This is a genomic window from Paenarthrobacter sp. A20 (assembly GCF_024168825.1).
Classification (GTDB): Bacteria; Actinomycetota; Actinomycetes; order Actinomycetales; family Micrococcaceae; genus Arthrobacter.
Genome location: NZ_JALJWH010000001.1, coordinates 2,846,216 through 2,863,645, shown reverse-complemented (window position 1 = coordinate 2,863,645; position 17,430 = coordinate 2,846,216). Strand labels below are relative to the sequence as shown.

Here is a 17,430-nt window from a genome sequence, read left to right as displayed (position 1 = left end):
AGTCCGCACCTTCCAGTGTGACTTGCGCAGGCAGTGTATGCAACGGGAACTTGATACCTTCGACGTTAGGCCCGTCGAGGGCCGAGGTCAAAGACCTTGGCCCCAATTTCCAGTCGTGTCGAAACTTTCACCCTCAACTTTAGGCTTAGGCTGGCTCAGCCCTCAAAGTCCTCGGGTTCCACGTCGTCCAGGAACTCACGGAAGCGCCGCATTTCGCGTTCTTCGTCCACTGTCGGATCAGGTTCGGAGTCCTCTCCTTCATCGTGTTCCGTGATGCGGACGCCGGCTTCTTCCATCACGGCATCGGCGCACCAGATGCGGCACTTGGCCCGAAGCGCCAGAGCCAACGCATCTGAAGCGCGCGAACTGACGACCGTGCCGTCGTCGAACTGCAATTGTCCATAGAAGATATTGTCCTCAACGGCGACGATGTTGACGCTGATGATGGAGTGCCCCAGGGATTCCACGACGTCCACCAAGAGATCGTGGGTCATGGGCCGGGGCGGCACCACACCCTGTTGGGCCAGGGCGATGGCACTGGCCTCCGGCGTCCCGATCCAAATAGGAACGTGCCGCTCGCCGTTGAGTTCACGGAGGAGCACCAAAGGCTGGTTTGACGGCAATTCAATCCTGACGCCAACGATTTCGACTTCGATCATCAGCTATCCATCCGGGAGATGCGATCGTGGACGAGCGCCCTGTGGAGGGTGAGGCAGAGGTCGCTGATTTCCCGGGCAGCCTCTGCGGCGCGAGCCTGTGAGGCTGCGTCGCGCCGGGATGTCAGGGGGGCAACCGCCCTTTCGACCAAGCCGAACTCCCGATCCGCCGCAGCCTGGAAGGGACGAAGGTGCCGGGGCTCAAGGCCGTGGCTTTCCAACTGCACGCATGCCCGGGCCACCTGAAGTGCATGTTCGTCGAACCGTCCGCCACTATGGCTGATCAGCCCAAAGCTCAAGAGGGACTCCAGCAACGGAACACTGGCACCTGACTCGACGCGCAACTGCTCCTCGGTCAGCGCGCGGGCCCTTCCCTGCAACTCCGCAGCCATCCCATCCGACACGGCTTTGGGCGCCACAGTAACGCCAGGCGGAAGGTTCTCCGGCCGTTCTCCGCGGTCAATGGCGTCAAGGTAATCCTTGATGACCTTCAGCGGCAGATACTGGTCGCGCTGCAGTGCGAGCACAAAACGAAGGCGCTCAACGTCACTATCGGCATATTGCCTATAGCCGGCAGGGGTCCTCTTCGGGTTGATGAGCCCCTTTTCCTCCAGGAAACGAATCTTGGACGCAGTCATCCCCGGAAAGTCGTCGCTCAGCTGCGCCAGGACTTCCCCGATGTTCAGGACCTGCGGTCCGCGGCGGTCCGACTGGGCAATAGCCACAGGCAGATACCCCGTCAGACTTGGCCTGCTGCGCGGACAGGGCTCAGGTAGTAGGTCAACCGGAACTTGCCGATCTGAACCTCGTTGCCGCTTTTCAGCTGCACCCGGTCAACGCGGTCGTGGTTGACATACGTTCCGTTGAGGCTCCCCATGTCCACGAGCTCGAAGCCCGATGCCGAGCGGAGGAACTGGACGTGCTTACGCGACACCGTGACGTCGTCGAGGAAGATATCCGCATCCGGGTGCCGCCCCGCCGTGGTGGTGTCCGCGTCCAACAAGAACCGGGCTCCGGCATTGGGACCGCTATGCGCGATGAGCAAAGCCGAGTTCGGCGGAAGTGCTTCCACTGATGCACGCTCTTCCGGGGCCAACTTGGGTGCAACGCTTGGCTCGTCCCACGTTGGCGTGATGCTGATCGAGGTGGTCTCCGACGTCGGCTGTTCCTCCGCGCCGTTCCCGACATTGGCTTGATTCTGTTCGCCGCCAACCATGGAATTTCCTCCTCATCCGCCGGCAGTTCCAAAACCTGCCAGGCACTTCCGCATCCCGGTACCGCCGGGCAAATCGGTTGCTGGCCCGCCGTCGCGCTTTTCCGCTAGGGAAAATCAGCCTGGCGGGCCAGATAACTTTAGCCTACCTGTTGTTCGTACTCCGATGCACTGAGCAGGGAATCCACTGCATCTGCTTCTGCGAGCTTTACCTCGATGAGCCAGCCTTCGCCGTAAGGGTCCGAGTTAATCAGGGCAGGATCTGTGTCAAGGGCATCATTGCGATTGATGACTTCGCCGCTCACCGGCGCGTAGATATCACTGACGCTCTTAGTGGATTCGACTTCGCCAACTACCTCGTTGCCGGTGACCTTGGTCCCCGGTTCAGGCATCTGGGCGTACACGACGTCGCCCAACGCGTCCTGCGCAAAGTCGGTAATGCCAATCCGCACAACGCCGTCGGCATCAGGAGCGGTAACCCATTCGTGTTCCGCGGTGTAGGAAAGTTCTTCTGGAATATTGCTCACGGGTGGCCTTTCATCGGGACAATGACGAACCTCGACGGCGGCCTGTGCTGGTGGCCACCGCTGAAAGTATAGGCACATTTCCCCTGCACCTGATGGGGTCTCTGCCATGATTGACCCATGACTGAACAAGCACAAGTACCGGCTCAGAAAAAGCGTAATTGGGGCGTAAAAATAATCCTGATCCTGGTGGCATTGCTTGTCGCTGTGGCCGCCTATTTTATCCTCGGAGCCATCCTGCCCCGCTGGTGGTCCGACGTCATCGCCGGGCAGATCAGGCGTGATCTTGGCGCCAGCGTCCTGGTGGGCATGTTCTACGGCTTCGTCTTTACCTTCATTCCGCTCCTTGTCGCATGGCAGGCCACCCGCAAGTCGATTACCTGGCCCTGGAAAATCGCTATTGTGCTGGTGGCCGTCGCCATTGCCACCCCCAACCTGCTCACCGCCGGCATCGTCTTCGGCAGCACGGAGTCGGCCCACGCCGGTCAGCGTACCCTGAGCGTGGATGCGGGTTTCTTCACAACGTGGACGGCAGTTTCGGCCATTGCCGCACTGCTCATCTTCATTGCCGTCACCATCCTGTGGGCCCTTTGGCGGCGGCGGGGCAAACAAATGAAGGTGCTGAAGCAGGCAGAAAATGAACGTTTGAGGGCCGCCAAAACCGCAGACCAGGAATCGCGCGACGCCTCACCCAATACACACGGTGCAGCGCCCAACACGTAGGACGCGGAAAGCCCGCCACGGAACGATCCGCGGCGGGCTTCCTTTCTTAACCGATGTCCAGCGTCAGGCGACAGGCGCCTCACGCGGTTCGCGTTCGACGTCGGGTGCCACTGCTCCCCCGCGCTTGGCTGCTGCAGCGGCAAAGACCATGACCAGCAACGCAGCGACCGTAATGCCCGCGCCTGCCCAGATGGGAGACGTGTAGCCGAGGCCGGCGGTGATGGTCACGCCGCCAAGCCAGGCTCCCAGCGCGTTGCCCAGGTTGAAAGCACCGATGTTGGCCCCTGACGCCAACGTTGGGGCAGCGGAAGCGAAGTGCATGACCCGCATCTGCAGACCTGGGACCGTAGCGAAGCCGAACCCGCCCATCAGTGCCAGCGAGATCAGCGTGGCAATGCTGTTGGACGCCGTGAGGGCGAAGAAGACCAACACCACGACGAGCCCGGCGAGGATGACGACGAGTGACTTGTCGAGTGCTTTGTCGGCCGCCTTGCCGCCCAGGAAGTTACCCACGAACAGGCCGCCGCCAAAGAGCACCAGCAGCCACGGCACGGCGCTGGACTGGAACCCGGAGACCTCCGTCAGCGTGAACGCGATGTAGGTAAAGGCGCCAAACATACCGCCGAAGCCGAGGATGGTCACGATGATGGAGAGCCACACCTGGCCGGACTTGAACGCCCCCAGTTCGCTGCGGAGACCGTTGGTAGGTTCTGTGCTGGCCTTGGGGACCATCAGTGCGATGCCAAGAAGTGCAACGACGCCGATGACCGTAATGGCCCAGAACGTTGAGCGCCATCCGAAGTTCTGGCCCAGCAGGGTTCCGAACGGAACACCGAGGACATTGGCGGCAGTAAGGCCCGTAAACATGATGGCAATTGCAGCAGCCTTCTTGTGTGCCGGCACAAGGCTGGCAGCCACCACCGAACCAATACCGAAGAATGCTCCGTGGCACAGGGCTGCGACAATCCGGCCGATCAGCATAGCTGTGTAGCTGTCCGCGATCGCGGACAGGAAGTTGCCGGCGATGAAGAGAACCAGCAAGCCAATGAGTACGGGCTTGCGAGGCAGCCTGGTGACTGCAGCCGTCACCAGGAGGGCGCCAACTGTGACACTGAGGGCGTAACCGGAGATGAACCAGCCGGCCGAAGCCTCGCTGACCTGGAAATCGGCGGCAACCTCGGGCAAAAGGCCCATGATCACGAACTCGGTCAGGCCAATACCGAATCCGCCGAGGGCAAGGGCAATCAACCCTGCGGGCATGTGGAGCTCCTTAGATGCTTGGTTCCCTCGGGAAGTGGAAGTGCGCCGCCGGGAACCGTAGAATAATAGTTGCAGACGCTTTATATATAGTTGCACACGCTAGGTACTTGCGCAAGCAACTACTTTGGGATGCGTCGCGATCGACACGAAAACCAGGCAGGAGCACAGCAGACATGGGCATCAAGGATGACGCCGTAGAAGTACGGGCGCAGGGCTGGCGGACCCTTGCCGCCCTGCACGGAAGCATCGAGGCGGAACTGGAGAAGTCCCTCCAGGCTTCGAGCGAGCTGTCCGTGGTGGAGTACACGGTCCTGGATGCACTGAGCCGCCAGGACGGCTGGCATATGCGGATGCAGCAGCTCGCCCGGGCCACGGCCCTCTCCAGCAGCGCCACCACCCGGCTGGTTAACCGGCTTGAGGACCGGGGGCTGCTCACCCGCATCCTGTGCGCCGATGATCGCCGCGGCATCTACACAGAGCTGACGCTGTCCGGCCAGAAGCTCCATGAGGCGGCAAAACCGGTGCATGATGAAACGTTGGCTTCCGCCTTGGAGGCAGCCGAGTCAGTTCCCGAGCTTGAGCCACTGGTGAGGGCCCTCGGGGCGCTGGAAAGGGTGTAGCCGGCTTCCGGCCTTGCTCGTTCTCCCCGGCGTTGAACGCGAGGACCGACAAGCGGGGCCGGGAGATCGTGCCAGCTTAACGGCCAAAGGCCGGAATCCCGCGTTTCCGCGTGATTCCGGCCTTTTTGGTCGGGCTGACAGGATTTGAACCTGCGACCCCTTGACCCCCAGTCAAGTGCGCTACCAAGCTGCGCTACAGCCCGCTGGTTCCACCGTTCTCCGCCTAAGTTTTCCTCCGAAGAGTCCCACCTAAGCAGTCCGGCCGAACCACCTCCAAAAGCTTACACGAAGTTGGAGGTCGGAGACGCCATCACAGCCAATGTTGGCTGTGATGCCCGTCTCACTTAGCGCTTCTTGCCACGCTTCTCGCGTACGCGCATGTTGACCTCGATGGGCGTACCCTCGAAGCCGAACGTTTCGCGCAGGCGACGCGTGATGAAACGTCGGTATCCGGGATCCAGGAACCCAGTGGTGAAGAGAACGAACTTCGGCGGGCGGCTGGAGGCCTGGGTGCCGAAGAGGATGCGGGGCTGCTTGCCGCCGCGGACCGGGTGCGGGTGCGCTGCAACCAGTTCGCCCAGGAACGCGTTCAAGCGTCCCGTGGGGATACGGCGGTCCCAGCTCTCCAGGGCGATGTCCAGCGCCGGGACCAGGCGGTCCTTGTGCCAGCCGGTCTTGGCTGAGATGTTAACGCGCGGAGCCCATTCAACGTGGGCAAGGTCCTGTTCGATTTCGCGTTCGAGGTACCGGCGGCGTTCGTCGTCCAGCAGGTCCCACTTGTTGAAGGCGAGAACCAGTGCACGGCCGGATTCGATAGCCAGCTGGAGGATACGGACGTCCTGCTCGCTGAGGACTTCGTCAACGGCAAGAAGCACGACGGCGACCTCCGCCTTTTCGAGCGCAGCCTGCGTACGCAGGGACGCGTAGAAGTCGGCGCCCTGGGCCATGTGCTGGCGCCGGCGGATACCCGCGGTATCCACGAAGCGCCATGTGCGGTCACCGACTTCGATGAACTCATCAACCGGGTCACGCGTGGTGCCGGCCAGCGGATCAACCACAACTCGTTCAGAGCCTGCGAGCTTGTTCAGCAAGGAAGACTTGCCCACATTCGGGCGGCCGATCAGGGCGATCCTGCGGGGGCCACCTGAGCGTTCCACGCCTTCCACCAAGGAGTACTCGGGCAGGGTGTCCATGACGTGGTCAAGGAGGTCGGCCACGCCACGGCCGTGCAGCGCCGACACCGGGTACGGCTCACCGAAGCCGAGGCCCCACAATGTTGCCGAGTCGGCTTCCTGCGCGAAGTCATCCACCTTGTTGGCCACCATGATGACCGGCTTCTTGCTCTTGCGGAGCATCTTCATGACGCCCTCGTCCGTGGCGGTCGCGCCGACGGCGGAGTCCACGACGAAGAGAACGGCGTCGGCAAGCTCAACGGCCATCTCAGCCTGCTCGGCTACGCGGGCATGGATGCCCTTGGCATCGTGCTCCCATCCACCGGTATCGACCAAGGTGAAGTTGCGGCCATTCCAGCGGGCCGAGTACATGACGCGGTCGCGAGTAACGCCCGGGGTGTCTTCAACAACGGCTTCGCGGCGGCCCAGGATGCGGTTGACCAGCGTGGACTTGCCCACGTTCGGGCGTCCAATGATGGCCAGGACGGGATCCAGCTTGAGGGGACCTTCGTCGCCCTCATCGCCGTACTCACCGCTGAGCAGCGCGGCGTCTTCTTCGTCGAGTTCGTAGTCGTCCAGGCCGGCCCGGAGGGTAGCCGCGCGGAGCTCGGCCTCGTCATCGTCCAGGGCAGCCAGGTTTTCAGCCACCTGGTCGGTGCCGGTGGGCGTGTATTCGTCGTCGCCGGCTCCGTGGAGGCCGGATTTTTGAGTCGTATCGCTCATTGCACTTTCCTTAGTGGTGGTCTGCCGGCGTCCCGGCTACTGCTGTGTGGCGGTGCTGCGGAGTTGGTTCTCCGGGCGCAGGATCCTGGGGAAGGCCCTGGCCTGTTGCCCGGATGGCGTCCTGGACGTGTCCGGCCAGGGCTTCACGGATTTCCGCAGCTGCCCTGTCCATTGAAACACGCCCCGGTTCACCCTTCCGGCGCTTCACCGTGATGGGTTCGCCGAAGCTGACATGGAGCTTCCGGCGTGGTTTGGGGATATGGTCGCGGTGCTCGTCGCCCTGGCGGGTTCCGAGGATGGCGACCGGAATGACAGTTGCTCCTGAGTTGATGGCGAGCCACGCAACCCCGTTGCTGATGCTTTCGGCTGCACCGCTCCCCCGGGTCCCTTCCGGAAGAATCCCGACGCAGCGGCCGTCGTCGAGCAGTTGCTTTCCGATATGCAGGGCCGTGCGGTCACCCGCGCGGTCAACCGGAATTTGTCCGGATCCCCGCAGGACTGACCCCAGGATTCCCTTAAACATCTCTTTCTTGACGAGGATGTGCATGGGACGCGGGGACGCGCCGAACATCACCGGCCCGTCCAGGAAACTGATGTGGTTCGCGGCGAAAATAACCGGTCCGGCAGCGGGAACGTTGCCCTTGCCCGCCACGATGGTCCGGTAGATGACGTGGTCAAGGAACCAACCAACGGGTCGGCTCCACGCCCTGGTCCACGCGGAGGGAAGCTGGTTCCTAGTCGCCATAGATCACCTTGCTGACGATCGCCAGAGCGGTCTCTACAGTTTCCTCAAAGTTCAGATCCGAGGAATCCAGCGTCACAACACCATCTGCTGCTTGGGTGAAGTTCACCACTGTGGAGTCCTTGGCGTCGCGCTGGATGACCTGGGCGGCGAGTTGTTCCCTGCTCTGAGTACCACCCAGTTGGATGCCGCGACGCCGGAGCCGGGCTTCCTCACTGGCGGTCAGGAGCATGCGGACCTCGGCATTGGGAGCCACGACTGTGGTGATGTCGCGTCCCTCCACCACCATGCGGTGATGGTGCTGATCGATCAGCTCGCGCTGGCGACGGATGAGCTCGGTGCGGGCACCCAGGGTTGTGGCAACGGCGCTCACCGACGACGAGATCAGGGGATCCCGAATCTCATCCGTGATGTCCGTGCCGTCAACGGCCACGTACTCCGTGACGGTGGTGGTGCTGATTTCCAAAGGCATGGTCTTGGAAGCCTGCTCCACTGCCGCGCCGTCTTGGAGGTCAACGCCGGTCTTTAGGCAGTACCACGTCAAGGCACGATACATCGCACCGGTATCGAGGTACGCCAGCTTCAAGCGCCGGGCAACTTCCTTGCTGACACTGGATTTGCCCGATCCCGAAGGGCCGTCGATGGCAATCACCAACGGCTTGCCCGGGCGGGCGACCGTTTCCGGGCCGAAGAATTCACGCGTCATTACTGGAGTACCCGCCATCCACGGTCAGTCAAAGCTTCAACAAGGAGGTCGTGCTTGCTGGGAAGCACGGAGAGCTCCACCATGCCCACGTTTTGTCCCGACGAATGGTCGAGTCGAAGATCCTCAAGGTTCACGCCGATCTCGCCGATCTCCGTAAGGAGGTGCGCAATCTGGCCTGGCTTGTCGTCCACCAGGATAGTGAGCCACGAGTACGCCTGCGGAGGTCCACCGTGCTTGCCCGGAATCCGTGCCTGTCCTGCGTTGCCCTCGCTGATCAGCTGAGCCAGATCGAGCCGGGCACCCGGCGCCGTCGGTTCTTCCAGTGTTCCGATCAAGCGGTTCAGGTCCTCGCGGACACCGTGCAGGATGGACACAACCTTTTCGGCATTGCCGCCCAGGATCTGAACCCAGAGGGTGGGATCGCTGGCTGCGATGCGGGTGGTGTCACGGAGCCCGTTGCCTGCCAGCGACAGGGCGTGCAGGGGCGTACCTTGCAGCCGGCTGGCCAGCAGGGAAGACATGACCTGCGGCAGATGCGACACCAAGGCCACTGCTTCATCGTGCTCATCGGCCGTGAACTGGGAGACGATACCGCCCAGGTCACCAGCGAGCGAACGCGCCGTTTGCAGGGCATTGGCTCCGGTTTCATCCGACGGGCAGACAACCCACGGCATGGAGGTGAAAAGCTCTCCCCGCGCAGCCACGGGACCGGACTTTTCCCGGCCCGCCATTGGGTGCGTACCCACATAACGGGAAAGGTCCACGCCGCGTTCGCGCAGCTGCGCTTGGATAGTGGCCTTCACGCTGGCGATATCGACCACGACGGCGGACGGGTAGTCCGTCAGTGCCTGTTGGACAACGTCGGCAGTAACATCCGGCGGTGCAGCAACAACGACGAGCTGGGGTTCTTCTTCCAGTTCTGCCACCGGCCGTCCCGCCCCGATGTCCACCGCCACAGCCTGGTTGGTGGGCGAGGGGTCGGAAAGGAAGACCGGAACTCCACGTCCGCGCAGGCCGAGGCCAATGCTGGCCCCCAACAAGCCAGTACCAAGAACGACGACCGGACCATCAAGATGGCCCCGGCCGTGCGTACCGAATGCCGACATGCCCTAGAGCCCTACGGATGCCAGGAGGTGACCGACTTCCTGCCTGCCGAGGTTGCGGATGCTCCCCTGGCGCTGATCGCCCAAGCCGATGGGACCGACCTTGACGCGGACAAGCCGCTCAACGGGGAAGCCGACGGCGTCGAACATGCGGCGCACAATACGGTTCTTTCCCGAGTGGAGAACAACCTCAATCAGGACGTGGCCAGGTGTGGAGTCAACCAGGCGGAAGGAGTCCACTGCAGCCACGCCGTCTTCAAGCTCGACGCCGTTCTTCAGCTTCGCACCGACGCCCTGCGGGAACGGTCCGCGCACCTGGACGAGGTACGTCTTGGGTACCTCATAGGAAGGGTGCGTCAAGCGGTTGGCGAGTTCGCCGTCGTTGGTCAACAGCAGCAGGCCCTCAGTGGCGACGTCGAGGCGGCCTACGTGGAACAGGCGTTCGCCCTTGTTCTTGTTGTTCTTGAGGAAGTCGCTGATGCAGGGGCGGCCCTCGGGGTCCTCCATGGTGGAAACGACGCCCTTGGGCTTGTTGAAGACCATGTACACGAGGGTTTCGTCGAGCTGGATCCGGATGCCATCAACGTGGATCACGGCGGACGTGGGGTCCACGCGCATTCCGAGCTCCGTGGTGACAACGCCATCAACCTCGACACGGCCTTCAAGGATCATTTCCTCGCACACGCGGCGGGAAGCCACGCCGGCCTGGGCCATGACCTTCTGCAGGCGTACGCCGTCAACGTCGTGGAGGTCCGACTGCGGGACTTCCTGGCGCGGACCACGGTTGCGGCCCGGCTTGCGGATGGGACCGAGGTTCTGGCCGAAGCGTTCGCTGCCGAAGGCCTTGGAGCCAAACTGCTTGGCAGGCTTCGCCTTCGGCTTTATTGCGCCCGGAGTTCCCGGTGCCTTGCCGAAGCCGGGCTTGTTGGAGCCTGGCTTGCGGAAGGGCTTGGCGGGCCTGGCGGCCTCGCGCCGATCGAAGTCGGCAGCCGATGTGGGGTTATCGGGATCGAAGGGGGCCGCTTCCCGTGGCTTGGAAGCCTTAAACGGGCGGCCCTCGCCCTGGGTGAAGTTGCGCTTTCCCGCGCCGGCGCTTCCGCCGCGGCCGGAGAAGCCGCCGGCGTTGGAGCGGCCTGCGCCGCCCTTGGCCTCATTGCGTCCAGAACTGTTGCGTCCCGAACCGTTACGTGGTGAACTCTGGCGTCCCGCCTGTGTCATGACCCGTCCTTGTGTAGTAATGGCCGGCATTCAGTGCTGAAATCAACACTAGCCAGCCGGGCAGACATCGTCTGCCCCTTGTTGCTGTGGCACCGTTCGTATGGTGCCGCTTTGTCCGTATTAAGTTCTCGTGCTGTGCCGATGCAGCCGTGGCTACATCCGGCTGGCGTCGTAGTGCTCGTCGATCCCTTCCAAACCTGGAAGGTGCGGCGAAAGCTGGGGCAATTCCGCCACCGAGCCGATGCCCATCCGTTCCAGGAAGTAGGAGGTTGTCCGGTAAAGGACAGCTCCGGATTCGGGATCGTTTCCGGAATCCTCGATCAAACCCCGTTGGGTCAGAGTCCGGACTACAGAATCGACGTTGACGCCGCGAATGGCAGACACCCGGGCCCTGGAGACCGGTTGCCGATAGGCGATGACCGCCAAGGTTTCAAGCGCTGCCTGAGTGAGCCTGGTGGTCTGCCCTTCGAGAACGAACCTGCCCACGATGTCGGCAAAATCCGACCGTGAGTAGATCCGCCACCCGCCGGCGACGTTCCGCAATTCAAAACCCCGGGGTGCAGTGCTGGCATCGACAAAGCCGACAGCATCCACGTCCGGGGCTTTAACAGTATAGCCGCTATACTCCCGCTGCAGGTCATGCAGCAAATCCTCGACGACGGCGACCGTTACGTTGAGTCCCACGGCCAACTCCTCGGAGGCGGCCGGTTCGTCAATGACCATGAGGACCGCCTCCAAGGCCGACCGCGCACCGCCGGGCAGCATTTCCAGTTCAGACAGACCGTCAAGGGCCGTTTCCTGCTCACTCACTGGTGTTCTCTCCGCTTCCCGCATCGGGCCCTGCTTCGTATTCCTCATTCAAGCTGGAACTGTCCCAGCCGGCGTCATCGCCCGTCCAGCGAACCGTCAGCTCGGCCAGGGGGCCGGGCTGTTCGAAGGCAACCACACGGTCGCGGAACATCTCCAGCAAAGCCAGGAAACGTGCCACCACCACCAAGGTTGTTGCGGCATCGGCTATCAGCGTTTGAAAGGACAGTGGCGCACCCAACTTCAGGCGGTAACCCATAATCTCGGCCTGCTCCTTGACGCTGACCGGAGGGGCATGGAGGTGGTCCAATCCCACCTCGGCCGGGGCTGCGTCCTTGGGTTTCAGTGCTTTGGCGGCGAGTTCCGCGAACTGCCCGGGCGTGTGCCGCCACACGAGCTCGGGCAACAGGGCGGCGAAATGACCTTCCAGTGCCACTTGCCGTGGGTATCGGCGGGCTTCCTGTTCCAGGGTTTCGCCCATGATTCCGGCAATCTGCTTGAAGGCCTTGTACTGCAGGAGCCGGGCGAAGAGAAGGTCCCTTGCCTCCAGGAGCGCGATATCCTCAGCGTCCTCCACCTCGCCCGCAGGCAGAAGCCGGGCTGCCTTCAGGTCAAGCAGCGTCGCCGCGATCACCAGGAACTCGCTGGCTTCATCCAGGGCCCAGTCCTCCCCCAGTTCCTGGAGACGGCGGATGTATTTGATGAATTCATCGGTAACGGTGGCCAAGGCCACCTCGGTGATATCCAGCTTGTGCTTGGAAATAAGGCCAAGCAAGAGATCGAACGGGCCGGTGAAGTTGGCCAGCCGTACCTCGAAGCCCGCCTTACGGCCTTCGGAGGTACCGGCGTCGGGCGCTTCTGCGGTGACGGCGGAACCCGCGTCCGCGGTCGGGGCGAGTGAGGGTCCCACCGTCCGCTACGGCGCGCCGCCGCGCGAGATCAGTTCCTTGGCAAGGCGGCGGTAGGCGTCGGCACCGATGTGGTTGCCCGCGTAACTGGTGATCGGTTCGGCCGCCACGGTGGCATCCGCAAACTTGATGGAACGCTTGATGACAGTCTCGAAGACCTTGTCGCCGAAGGCCTCCACGAGGCGTGAGATCACTTCGCGGCTGTGCAGGGTGCGGGCGTCGTACATGGTGGCCAGGACACCGTCCACCTGAAGTCGCGGGTTAAGCCGGTCCTGTACTTTTTCAATGGTCTCCACCAGGAGCGCAACGGCCCGCAAGGCGAAGAACTCGCAAATCAGCGGGATGATCACTCCATGGGCCGCCGTCAGCGCATTGACGGTCAGGAGTCCCAAGGACGGCTGGCAGTCAATCAGGACGACGTCGTAATCGTCCTCGACGCTCTTGAGCGCGCGATCCAGGACTTGCTCGCGGGCCACCTCGTTAACGAGCTGGACTTCCGCGGCAGAGAGGTCGATGTTGGCAGGAAGAAGGTCAACGCCCTCGACGCCGGTCTGCTGGATGGCATCACGGATGTCTACTTTGCGGTCCATCAGGACGTTGTAGACGGTGAGGTCCAGTTCGTGCGGATTGGCACCAAGACCCGCGGACAGTGCGCCCTGGGGATCGAAGTCCACCAACAGCACGCGCCGGCCGTATTCGGCGAGCGCAGCAGCGAGGTTGATGGTGGACGTGGTCTTGCCCACGCCACCTTTTTGGTTGACCATGGCGATGACTCTCGCCGGGCCGTGGGAGGCAAGTGGAGCCGGTTCCGGAAATTCGCGGTGAGGGCGGCCCGTGGGCCCCATGATGGCGTCTTCCAGATCGAGCTCGGTGCCTTCCAGCGTTGCTGAACCCCGTTCGATGCTCACGTATCTAACCACTCTTTCGACGACGATCTTCCCTGCCGCTGGCCCCCAGCTACAGCGCTACTACCCACCTAGGCTACAGCGCCCGACACGGTTATTTGGGGAACTTGACTTTGTCCCACCGTTGAGCCTTGACCCTCTAGTTGAGGTCGAAGGTTCGGCAATTGGTCCGGCGGTGGGGCGTTAAATGCCGAAGGCCGGCACCCCGTGGGATGCCGGCCTTCGACTCATCCGTCCTGCAGGAACTCGTCCTTGCTAGACGGTTGCCTTCTCGCGGTTGTCGGCTTCAGGGGCAGCCTCTTCTTCGACACCGTGGGCGATCATGGTCTGCTCATCGAAGGGCTCGCTCCCGGAGAGGACGCGTTCCACCTGTCCGTTGTCGATTTCCTTGACCCAGGTACCGATCAGGACGGTTGCCACGGCATTGCCTGTGAAGTTGGTCAGCGCGCGGGCCTCGGACATGAAGCGGTCGATTCCCACGATCATGCCCACGCCGCCCAGGAGTTCCGGCTTGTGTGCCTGGAGGCCGGCCGCCAGGGTCGCAAGTCCGGCACCGGTAACGCCTGCCGCGCCCTTGGAGGCGATGATCATGAAGACCAGCAGGGAGATCTGCGCACCGAGGTCCAGCGGCGTGCCCATGGCGTTGGCGACGAACAGGGAAGCCATGGTCAGGTAGATCGCAGTGCCGTCAAGGTTGAAGGAGTAGCCCGTGGGAACCGTGACGCCGACCACCGGCTTGGAGACACCCAGGTGCTCCATCTTGGCGATGAGGCGGGGCAGTGCGGCCTCGGAGGAAGAGGTGGAGAAGATCAGGAGGTACTCGCGGGCCAGGTACTTCATGAGCCGGAAGATGTTCACGCCGGCAACTGCACGAAGCAGGGTGCCCAGGATGACCACGATGAACAGGGCGCAGGTGACGTAGAAGGCCAGCATCAGGGTGAACATGCTGAGGATCGCCTGGGCGCCGGTGGCGCCGACGACGGCGGCGATGGCGCCAAAAGCGCCAACCGGAGCCAGCCACATGATCATGATGAGGATGCGGAAGACAAGCCGTTGTCCGTGTCCGATGGCGCCGAGGATGGGGGCGCCTTGCTTGCCCATCTTCTGCAGGGCGAAACCGACCAGGATGGCAGCAAGCAGGGTAGGCAGCACGGGGATGTCACCGGGGATGATTCCCAGGAGGAAGTCGACGGTGCTGTTCGTGTCGGCCTTCTTGGTGGGATCGTACGGGGTCAGCTTGAGCCCCTCACCCGGGTGGATCAGGTTGCCGACCACAAGGCCGATAGCCAGGGCGAAGGTTGACATGGCCACGAAGTAGCCGAGGGCCAGGCCGCCGACCTTGCCAACGGTGGCCGCCTTGGCGATGGAGCCGATGCCCAGGACGATGGTGCAGAAAATGACCGGAGCGATCATCATTTTGATGAGCTTGATGAAGCCATCGCCGAGCGGCTTGAGTGACTTGCCGACCTCCGGGAACACCAGGCCGACCACTGCACCCAGCACTACGGCCAGGATGACAGCGATGTACAAGTAATGCGACTTGTCGAGCCCCTTGCGTCCAGCTTTGGCAGCTACTGCCGACTCTCCTCGTTGAGAGGTCATGGGATTCTCCTTTGGATACTGTGTAAAGGCGCTGCGGTCCTGCACTGATGTCCACTCCGCTGCCCTTGTGTGATATCCATCATTGAGCCGTTGGTGACACACATCACCGTTGCGGTCATATTGGTCATGGAGGTCCATGTGTTTCACAGCTGGAGCATCGCCCGCCGCTTGTTCGTGGCGAACCTGCTGTTCGTCCTTGTGCTGACTGCGGTCTTCGGGGCGTTCTCCGTGGTGGAGGCCAGGGACAGGGCCTATGACAATGCCGGTGGACGGATGCTTGCCCTCGCAGCCTCGATCGCGAACAACCCCCTTGTCCTGGAGGCGGCCGGAACGGCAGATCCCTCTGCGGTCCTGCAGCCTTACGCCCGGGACGTCATGGACGACGCCGAGGCCGACTTCATCACGATCATGGCTCCGGACCGGACACGCTGGACCCATCCCCGGACAGAGGAGCTGGGCAAGCCGTACATCGGCACCATTGAACCCGCGCTGCGCGGCGAAACATTCACCGAAGTCACCGCGGGCACCTTGGGCCCATCGGTCCGCACCATTGCGCCCGTCAAGGATAGCGATGGAAACATCAAGGCCCTGGTAGCTGCCGGCGTCACGGTCCGCACGGTGGACACCGATGTCGCCGAGCGGTTGGGGGTGATTGGTGGGATTGCGCTGGTGGTGTTGACCTTTGGGTCTTTCGCTTCCTGGATGCTGGGACGCTACCTCCGCTCCGTCACGCGCGGATGGGGACCCGAACAGCTGGCGCAGCTCTTCGCCTACTACGAGTCCGTCCTCCATTCGGTCCGCGAGGGCGTGATCCTGATCGACACACAGGGGAAAGCCGTGATGTACAACGACCAGGCAGCGGAGCTGTTGGGACTCCAACCCTCCGACGCCGACCGGTCACCTGACGCTGCCCCGAAACTGTCCGAGCTCCCCTTCGATGGCAGCCTGCGGGCGCTGTTCGAATCCGGCCGGCCAGCACACGACGAAATCCATCTGACGGGTTCACGGATCCTAGTGGTCAACCAGGCTCCTGCGGTGGGGCCGGTGCCTGAGCGCAGCAGGCAAAAACCTGCCGTCTACGGCACAGTGGCGACTATCCGGGACCGCACGGAAATCGAGTCCCTGGGCACGGAACTCCAAACGATGAAGACTCTCTCTGATGCCTTGCGGGCCCAAACCCATGAGCACGCCAACCGGCTGCACATGATCGTGTCCCTGCTGGAACTGGGCCGCACTCCGCAGGCCCTGGACTTTGCCACCAAGGATCTTCAACTCAGCCAGCAGCTGACCGATGACATGGTGGCCTCTGTGGACGAGCCCGTCATGAGCGCCCTGGTAATGGGCAAGGCAGCCGAAGCCCATGAACGTGGGGTGGACCTGGTTGTCAGGACGTCCGGGGATTCCGGTGTCCGGGGCCTGGAGGTCCAGGACCTGGTGACCATCCTGGGAAACCTACTGGACAACGCTATTGATGCTGCAGCCGCCGGCGGGTTGCCCAGGAAGGTGGAGCTGGAAGTCGAAGCGTGGCCCGCCGTCGTCGAATTCACGGTGCGGGACTCGGGCAGCGGAATCAACCCGGACTCCATTGATGACATCCTGCAGTACGGATTCAGCACCAAGTCCTCCACTGAAAATCCGCGGGGTTCACATGGCCGCGGCGTCGGCCTCGCCCTTGTTCGTCAAGCAGTGGATCGGCTCAAAGGTACGATGACCATCAGCAATCCCGGCGGGGCACAGTTCCACGTTGTGCTGCCCGCTCCGGTTCCCGAGGAAGAGAAGGCATGACAGACATCCGCGTCCTTGTGGTGGAGGACGAGCCGATAGCCTCGGACGCCCACTCCGTCTACATAGGCCGCTTGGACGGTTTCACCTTGGTGGGGACGGCGCCCGACGGCCAGTCAGCCCTCCGCATCCTTGGCGAATTCGCCGCATCCGCCACGCCGGTGGACCTGGTCCTCCTGGACATGAATTTGCCGGACCTGCACGGCCTGGATGTCGCCCGGCGCATGAGGTCTGCAGGAGTGTTTGCCGACATCATTGCCATCACTGCCGTCCGGGAACTGAACATCGTGCGCAGCGCCGTCTCCATCGGCGTCGTGCAGTACCTCATCAAGCCCTTCACTTACGCTACGTTCGCGGACAAACTCGGCAGCTACCGGACCTTCCGCGAACAGTTGGCTGGTTCGATGTCCGGGATCTCCAAAGCCGGAGCATCGCAGAGGGATGTCGACCAAGCGTTTGCCAGTCTTCGGGCACCAACAGAGCTTCCACTACCCAAGGGCCTATCCGGGTCCACGTTGGAAGCAGTGAAAGACCTGGTGCGGGCCGGACATCAGCCGGTGTCAGCAAGTGAGGTGATGGACGCGCTTGGCATGTCCCGCGTCACCGCCCGCCGCTACCTGGAGTACTTGGCAGACGCCGGCACCGTCACCAGGGCGCCGCGGTACGGCACCCCTGGCCGGCCGGAAAACGAGTACGGATGGAACCGCGCATAAACTCGTATGTATACAGAGATGCGATTTATGGTCGCCTTAATGACTATCTGAGG

18 protein-coding genes and 1 tRNA gene are annotated in these 17,430 nt (G+C 62.7%); 4 read left to right on the top strand and 15 right to left on the bottom strand.

The annotated features are described in order from the left end of the window. Nucleotides 1-155 precede the first annotated feature (155 nt). The 4 genes from J3D46_RS13335 to gcvH form a co-directional block, all read right to left on the bottom strand. The gene (locus J3D46_RS13335; RefSeq protein ID WP_231339091.1) at nucleotides 156-659 is read right to left on the bottom strand and encodes a bifunctional nuclease family protein; all 504 of its coding nucleotides are present in this window, start codon (nucleotides 657-659) and stop codon (nucleotides 156-158) included. Next, the gene (locus J3D46_RS13330) at nucleotides 659-1,375 is read right to left on the bottom strand and encodes a MerR family transcriptional regulator (protein WP_231339125.1); all 717 of its coding nucleotides are present in this window, start codon (nucleotides 1,373-1,375) and stop codon (nucleotides 659-661) included. Before J3D46_RS13330 ends, J3D46_RS13335 begins: the two co-directional genes overlap by 1 nt. 20 nt (nucleotides 1,376-1,395) lie before the next feature. Next, a complete protein-coding gene (locus J3D46_RS13325; RefSeq protein ID WP_144652821.1) occupies nucleotides 1,396-1,872 on the bottom strand; it encodes an FHA domain-containing protein in 477 nt (158 codons plus the stop codon). Between the two features lie 137 nt (nucleotides 1,873-2,009). Then, nucleotides 2,010-2,396 carry a glycine cleavage system protein GcvH gene (gcvH, locus tag J3D46_RS13320; protein WP_172322041.1) on the bottom strand — a complete coding sequence of 129 codons (387 nt, stop codon included), beginning with the start codon at nucleotides 2,394-2,396 and terminating at the stop codon, nucleotides 2,010-2,012. Nucleotides 2,397-2,513: 117 nt separating this feature from the next. Here gcvH and J3D46_RS13315 point away from each other — a divergent pair, with 117 nt between their 5' ends. Continuing rightward, entirely contained in the window at nucleotides 2,514-3,116 is a 603-nt protein-coding gene (locus J3D46_RS13315; protein ID WP_231339092.1) for a hypothetical protein, read from the top strand. 63 nt (nucleotides 3,117-3,179) lie between these two features. Here J3D46_RS13315 and J3D46_RS13310 read toward each other — a convergent pair whose 3' ends face one another. Further along, the gene (locus J3D46_RS13310) at nucleotides 3,180-4,376 is read right to left on the bottom strand and encodes an MFS transporter (RefSeq protein WP_253467679.1); all 1,197 of its coding nucleotides are present in this window, start codon (nucleotides 4,374-4,376) and stop codon (nucleotides 3,180-3,182) included. Nucleotides 4,377-4,549: 173 nt separating this feature from the next. Between J3D46_RS13310 and J3D46_RS13305 the strand changes: the two genes are divergently transcribed. Further along, nucleotides 4,550-4,996, top strand: a complete 447-nt coding sequence (locus J3D46_RS13305) for a MarR family winged helix-turn-helix transcriptional regulator (protein ID WP_231339094.1) — start codon at nucleotides 4,550-4,552, stop codon at nucleotides 4,994-4,996. Between the two features lie 126 nt (nucleotides 4,997-5,122). Here J3D46_RS13305 and J3D46_RS13300 read toward each other — a convergent pair. From J3D46_RS13300 to J3D46_RS13255, 10 genes are all read right to left on the bottom strand, one after another. After that, nucleotides 5,123-5,199: transfer RNA gene (locus J3D46_RS13300), tRNA-Pro, on the bottom strand. A gap of 141 nt (nucleotides 5,200-5,340) precedes the next feature. After that, nucleotides 5,341-6,891, bottom strand: coding sequence for a ribosome biogenesis GTPase Der (gene der / locus J3D46_RS13295; RefSeq protein WP_253467676.1), 1,551 nt, complete (start codon nucleotides 6,889-6,891; stop codon nucleotides 5,341-5,343). A gap of 10 nt (nucleotides 6,892-6,901) precedes the next feature. Continuing rightward, complete coding sequence (locus J3D46_RS13290) at nucleotides 6,902-7,636, bottom strand: 1-acyl-sn-glycerol-3-phosphate acyltransferase (RefSeq protein WP_231339096.1); 735 nt, start codon at nucleotides 7,634-7,636, stop codon at nucleotides 6,902-6,904. Further along, the gene (gene cmk / locus J3D46_RS13285) at nucleotides 7,626-8,339 is read right to left on the bottom strand and encodes a (d)CMP kinase (RefSeq protein WP_231339098.1); all 714 of its coding nucleotides are present in this window, start codon (nucleotides 8,337-8,339) and stop codon (nucleotides 7,626-7,628) included. Before cmk ends, J3D46_RS13290 begins: the two co-directional genes overlap by 11 nt. Continuing rightward, nucleotides 8,339-9,445: a prephenate dehydrogenase gene (locus J3D46_RS13280; RefSeq protein ID WP_231339100.1), complete on the bottom strand. Its 1,107-nt coding sequence runs from the start codon at nucleotides 9,443-9,445 to the stop codon at nucleotides 8,339-8,341. Before J3D46_RS13280 ends, cmk begins: the two co-directional genes overlap by 1 nt. Before the next feature lie 3 nt (nucleotides 9,446-9,448). Beyond that, nucleotides 9,449-10,660, bottom strand: coding sequence for a pseudouridine synthase (locus J3D46_RS13275; protein ID WP_231339102.1), 1,212 nt, complete (start codon nucleotides 10,658-10,660; stop codon nucleotides 9,449-9,451). Nucleotides 10,661-10,813: 153 nt separating this feature from the next. Continuing rightward, the gene (locus J3D46_RS13270) at nucleotides 10,814-11,425 is read right to left on the bottom strand and encodes an SMC-Scp complex subunit ScpB (RefSeq protein WP_374110840.1); all 612 of its coding nucleotides are present in this window, start codon (nucleotides 11,423-11,425) and stop codon (nucleotides 10,814-10,816) included. Nucleotides 11,426-11,462: 37 nt separating this feature from the next. Next, nucleotides 11,463-12,377 (bottom strand): ScpA family protein, encoded by a 915-nt coding sequence (locus tag J3D46_RS13265; RefSeq protein WP_231339106.1) that lies wholly within the window; start codon nucleotides 12,375-12,377, stop codon nucleotides 11,463-11,465. Nucleotides 12,378-12,383: 6 nt separating this feature from the next. Then, nucleotides 12,384-13,283 carry a ParA family protein gene (locus J3D46_RS13260; protein WP_231339107.1) on the bottom strand — a complete coding sequence of 300 codons (900 nt, stop codon included), beginning with the start codon at nucleotides 13,281-13,283 and terminating at the stop codon, nucleotides 12,384-12,386. Between the two features lie 252 nt (nucleotides 13,284-13,535). Then, entirely contained in the window at nucleotides 13,536-14,882 is a 1,347-nt protein-coding gene (locus J3D46_RS13255) for a cation:dicarboxylate symporter family transporter (protein WP_231339109.1), read from the bottom strand. Nucleotides 14,883-15,020: 138 nt separating this feature from the next. Between J3D46_RS13255 and J3D46_RS13250 the strand changes: the two genes are divergently transcribed. Beyond that, on the top strand, nucleotides 15,021-16,667 hold the full coding sequence (locus J3D46_RS13250; RefSeq protein WP_231339127.1) for a sensor histidine kinase: 1,647 nt from the start codon (nucleotides 15,021-15,023) through the stop codon (nucleotides 16,665-16,667). Next, nucleotides 16,664-17,377, top strand: a complete 714-nt coding sequence (locus J3D46_RS13245; RefSeq protein WP_231339111.1) for a response regulator — start codon at nucleotides 16,664-16,666, stop codon at nucleotides 17,375-17,377. Before J3D46_RS13250 ends, J3D46_RS13245 begins: the two co-directional genes overlap by 4 nt. The last annotated feature ends 53 nt before the right edge of the window (nucleotides 17,378-17,430 follow it).

Excerpts from the sequence above, each read along its gene's own strand:
- J3D46_RS13335 (WP_231339091.1), bottom strand. The coding sequence starts at position 659 with ATGATCGAAGTCGAAATCGTTGGCGTCAGGATTGAATTGCCGTCAAAC.
- J3D46_RS13325 (WP_144652821.1), bottom strand. The coding sequence starts at position 1,872 with ATGGTTGGCGGCGAACAGAATCAAGCCAATGTCGGGAACGGCGCGGAG.
- J3D46_RS13315 (WP_231339092.1), top strand. The coding sequence starts at position 2,514 with ATGACTGAACAAGCACAAGTACCGGCTCAGAAAAAGCGTAATTGGGGC.
- J3D46_RS13310 (WP_253467679.1), bottom strand. The coding sequence starts at position 4,376 with ATGCCCGCAGGGTTGATTGCCCTTGCCCTCGGCGGATTCGGTATTGGC.
- J3D46_RS13305 (WP_231339094.1), top strand. The coding sequence starts at position 4,550 with ATGGGCATCAAGGATGACGCCGTAGAAGTACGGGCGCAGGGCTGGCGG.
- der (WP_253467676.1), bottom strand. The coding sequence starts at position 6,891 with ATGAGCGATACGACTCAAAAATCCGGCCTCCACGGAGCCGGCGACGAC.
- J3D46_RS13290 (WP_231339096.1), bottom strand. The coding sequence starts at position 7,636 with ATGGCGACTAGGAACCAGCTTCCCTCCGCGTGGACCAGGGCGTGGAGC.
- cmk (WP_231339098.1), bottom strand. The coding sequence starts at position 8,339 with ATGACGCGTGAATTCTTCGGCCCGGAAACGGTCGCCCGCCCGGGCAAG.
- J3D46_RS13280 (WP_231339100.1), bottom strand. The coding sequence starts at position 9,445 with ATGTCGGCATTCGGTACGCACGGCCGGGGCCATCTTGATGGTCCGGTC.
- J3D46_RS13275 (WP_231339102.1), bottom strand. The coding sequence starts at position 10,660 with ATGACACAGGCGGGACGCCAGAGTTCACCACGTAACGGTTCGGGACGC.
- J3D46_RS13270 (WP_374110840.1), bottom strand. The coding sequence starts at position 11,425 with ATGCTGCCCGGCGGTGCGCGGTCGGCCTTGGAGGCGGTCCTCATGGTC.
- J3D46_RS13255 (WP_231339109.1), bottom strand. The coding sequence starts at position 14,882 with ATGACCTCTCAACGAGGAGAGTCGGCAGTAGCTGCCAAAGCTGGACGC.
- J3D46_RS13245 (WP_231339111.1), top strand. The coding sequence starts at position 16,664 with ATGACAGACATCCGCGTCCTTGTGGTGGAGGACGAGCCGATAGCCTCG.